Origin of the sequence: Allobosea sp. Root483D1 (assembly GCF_001429505.1) — a bacterium.
Lineage (GTDB): Bacteria > Pseudomonadota > Alphaproteobacteria > Rhizobiales > Beijerinckiaceae > Allobosea.
In genome coordinates, this window is record NZ_LMJW01000002.1 from 63,092 (window position 1) to 63,419 (window position 328).

Sequence of the window (328 nt, forward strand, 5' to 3'; positions counted from 1 at the left end):
CATCGGCTCCGCCGCTTTTCGTTTGCGGGAAGTCCGGATCAGCACCCCGCGCGCGCCGTTCCACATCCATTAACCATATTGGGACTTCGCCCAATTTCTGAGCAATTCGCCGGCCCGGATTTACCGCTCGTTACGAGATCGGACGCATGGTCTCTCGGTCGCGGCCAGAATGGTCGCGATGCCAGAAGGCACCATACCAGGAAGGTATCAAATCATGGCCGTTTCGCTCTCTGCCGGCGTCCGCAACAACCTCTCGACGCTGCAGTCGACCGCCGCCCAGTCCTCGCAGATCCAGAACCGTCTCGCCACCGGCAAGAAGGTCAACTCC